We start from the raw sequence: 3,591 nt of genomic DNA on the forward strand, positions 1-3,591 counted from the left end.
ACGCAGCGGTGTGAGACGGGCATTCTTGTGGATGTTCATTCGGACCCTCCGATGGATGCTGAAGCGTGGTAACTCCAGTCTCCTCGGTCCGGTCCGAATGGACAACCTCTCGAAAGCTCACACCTAGTGCCGGCAGTGGCACCGCTGTTGTCCGTCGACAGGTCCCGCGCTTGCTCGGTGCGACCAACAACCTTAAGCGCTAGGGCGTAACCTGACCCTGCAAGATCTCCTCACCGACTATAAGGTGCGCCTCACGATCTGAGACGATGGGACAGGATGGCTAAGGAGGTGCGCCGTCTTGCATGCCCCGCCAGCGAGGCGAACCCTCTCGGCTACGCGCGCCACCAGCGACGCTCCATATCGTCAGGCCTGCGTCTCATGCTCAGATGAGCCGGTATTTGGCTCTCTCATCAGCAAACCGAGAGAGCCCATGCCAAGACGGAAGCAAGCAAGACGAACGAGCGTCAGAGATATCCTGCGCCTGACCCATAAACAGGGCAGTCCGGTGGGCCAAGGTGGCAGAGCAACTGAGGTTCGGCAAGACTTCGGCTTCCACCTATCTGCGGGCGCTGGAGACGGGCTGTCGTGCAGGCCCTGCATGCGGCTTTGAGGACGATGCGATGTTGAAACACCGTCTGTTGCGCCGAATCGGCCGTCGGCCAAACGTTGGGTCGTCATCAGGTTCTCGACAGCTTCCCGGTGTCAAATCCAAACCGTGGTCGGCGATCCCCACCAGGGTGGGAAGGCAGCGCTGATATAGCCGAACGTCGATCAAGTCACGATCAACGATTGCCTCATGTCACATGCCCTGCGGGACTGAAAAACGGAGAAGAACATGTGCGATGCAAAACTGAAGACCGTGCTTTCGCTTTTTTCGCCGGTGGCCAGCAAATTAGATGCTCTCTCGTCCAACGGACCAGCGACGGATGCAAACTGCGTTAAGCTAAATACGAACGAGAACCCGTTTCCGTTGCCGAAGAGCGTAATGCAAAGTGCAATTGCTGCGATCGAACACCAGTATCTTTATCCGGAAGACGACAATCTCAGCTTAAGGGCAGCTGCCTCCGATGCTTACGGATTTTCCAAAGATCAGGTGATTGCCGGCAACGGTTCGTCGGAGCTGCTCGGACTCATCTACAGAGCTTTCCTCGCCCCAGGAGATAGAGTGGCAATGCTGTCGCCCGGATTTTCGTTCAACCGTAAACTTGCCATGTTGCAGGGTGCCGAGTTTCTCGAAATCGCATCGAGCGAAGCTCATCCCCTGCCGATAGAAAAACTGCTGTCCGGCCCCGCAAAAGACGCGAAGTTCATTCTGTTGGCTAATCCGAACAATCCGACCGGAACATTCGTGCCGGTGGCCGAAATCGAACGCCTTGTGGAGCAAGCAGATCGCTTGGTCGTCTTGGATGAGGCCTACGTTGACTTCGCACCCGACAATGCCCTGCGCCTCGTCAATAGACATCCGAATCTTTTGATCTTGAGGACTTTTTCAAAGAGCTATGCTGCCGCTGGCGTGCGAGTCGGCTTCGGTTTCGGTCACCCAGAAATCATTGGCAGGCTGCGCAACATCCAGAATGTCTTCAACATGAACGTGATCGGGCAGGCGGTCGGGAAAAGCATTCTTGCGCATCGCCACGCCTACGAAGAGAACCACAGGCACATCAAGCATGAACGACAGCGAGTGACCCTGGCGCTGTTGCAACTTGGCTTTTCCGTAACACCCTCCCACGCAAACTTTTTGCTGGCCCGTGTGCCGGCGGGACAGGAGGGCTCATGCTGGCAAGCCGCGTTGAAAGAGCAGGCGATCCTCATCGCCAGCTTTCCTGACGTAGATTTGAAGAACTGTATTCGCGTCAGCATTGGCACCACAGAGCAGATGGACAAATTCCTTGCTGCCGCCGAACGCGTCTGTATGAACTTTAAGAAGGATCGCGGTGCTCACAAGCATGAAGTCGATTCACATTAAGCATCAAGTAATGATATGTCGTGAGCTATGATGATTAGCGAATAAATATAGGTAATTTGGAGAACAATTAATTGAAGAAAATTTCCGCTTCGGGCCTGACCTTCGGCATCTTCGATCATCTGGACGAAAACGGCGATGACATCGCACAACAATATGCAGATCGGCTGAGCCTAGCAGAAGCGTGCGATGGCTATGGCTTTTATGCGTATCATCTCGCCGAGCACCACTGTACGCCGCATGGCAGAGGTCCATCACCGAATTTGTTCTTAGCGAGCGTCGCCCAGCGAACCCGCAGTCTTCGTGTTGGTCCCATGGTAATGCTACTTGCGCTCTATCATCCGCTGCGTGCCTTCGAGGAGATCTGCATGCTTGATCAGTTGAGCGGCGGCAGGCTTGAACTCGGCATAGGGCGCGGCTCTGCTCCCACTGAATTGGGATACTTCGGGGTTGCTGTAGAAGCAGCACCAGAACAGTATGCGGAGGCCAGTGAGATTCTCATCAATGCGATGAAAGGCGGGACGCTTTCTTATCAGGGCCGCCACTTTGAGTTGAAAGATGTTCCGCTGACGTTGAGACCTCACCAATATCCCCGTCCGCCGACATGGATCGCCACCAATCGACCCGAGCCGGCTAGCTGGGCCGCTGCGAATGGGGCAAACATCGCCTGCGTCGGACCTTCCACTTCTGTTCGCAGCGTTACCGACGCGTTCCGCGCCGCCCGAATTCACGATGCTGACATTGGCCAGCAAGCGCCATTTCTTGGATTGCTCCGAATGGTGGTGATAGGGCGTTCTGAAACAGATGCGTATTTGCTCGCAGCACCTGCCTATGAACGATGGCTCAATAGCTTCAAATTTCTATACGAACTAAATGCCATTTCCACTCCACCAAACTTGCCTTTGAACTTCGATGCAGCAATTGAAAGTGAATTGTGCGTCGTGGGAACGGCAGATTCTGTCCGAAAAGCTCTCCTTGATCAGCTGGAAGAGGCAGGTGCTAATTATCTTCTGTGTCAACTGGCATTTGGGGATTTGCCGCTGGATGCCTCACTATACACCGCATCGGCCATTGGATCCGAAATCATGGCTCGAGTTGCCGCATCGTGAATCCGTCGTGTGATTGGAGGAGCAGCGGCAGCGCTGCTCCTCATTGCGAAACGGTTGTGGGGGCCGGACTCCTGTGTCAGGTGTAAACCATTGGAGCACGTCCTATCTGATCCAGGTCATATCCTGCGGCTTTGAAGTAGTTGGCACATTCGGCTGGGGTGAAGAGGTCGACGACCGCGCCGAGGCGTCCTGACCTTGCCCCTCTGATCTAATCCGGTTTGAAGTTCGTTCTGGCCCATCCAGAGGACCAGGACATGAAACGCAGCCGCTTCTCTGAAGAGCAGATCATCGGAATTTTGAAGAAACACGAGGCCGGGGTATCGGTTGGCGATCTGTGCCGCAAGCACGGGGTCAGCGACGCCTCGATCTACAATTGGAAGGCCCGCTTCGGCGGGATGGATGTCACCGAGGCTCGGCGACCTGAAGGCGCTGGAGGACGAGAACACGCGCCTGAAGCGGCTTTTGGCCGACGCCATGCTCGACAATGCCGCGTTGAAGGACCTTGTGGGAAAGAAATGG

At 55.3% G+C, this 3,591-nt stretch carries 2 protein-coding genes and 1 pseudogene; all 3 read left to right on the plus strand.

Annotation, left to right across the window (positions count from 1 at the left end):
- The first annotated feature begins 835 nt into the window (after positions 1-835).
- Entirely contained in the window at positions 836-1,966 is a 1,131-nt protein-coding gene (hisC, locus tag EN949_RS33780; RefSeq protein ID WP_063169376.1) for a histidinol-phosphate transaminase, read from the plus strand.
- Positions 1,967-2,037: 71 nt separating this feature from the next.
- Positions 2,038-3,072, plus strand: coding sequence for an LLM class flavin-dependent oxidoreductase (locus EN949_RS33785; protein WP_063169375.1), 1,035 nt, complete (start codon positions 2,038-2,040; stop codon positions 3,070-3,072).
- A 254-nt stretch (positions 3,073-3,326) separates the two neighbouring features.
- Positions 3,327-3,591, plus strand: a pseudogene (locus tag EN949_RS33790) (transposase); the annotation flags it as partial.

The organism is Mesorhizobium sp. M7A.F.Ca.US.007.01.2.1, from assembly GCF_003998165.1.
Taxonomy (GTDB): domain Bacteria; phylum Pseudomonadota; class Alphaproteobacteria; order Rhizobiales; family Rhizobiaceae; genus Mesorhizobium; species Mesorhizobium ciceri.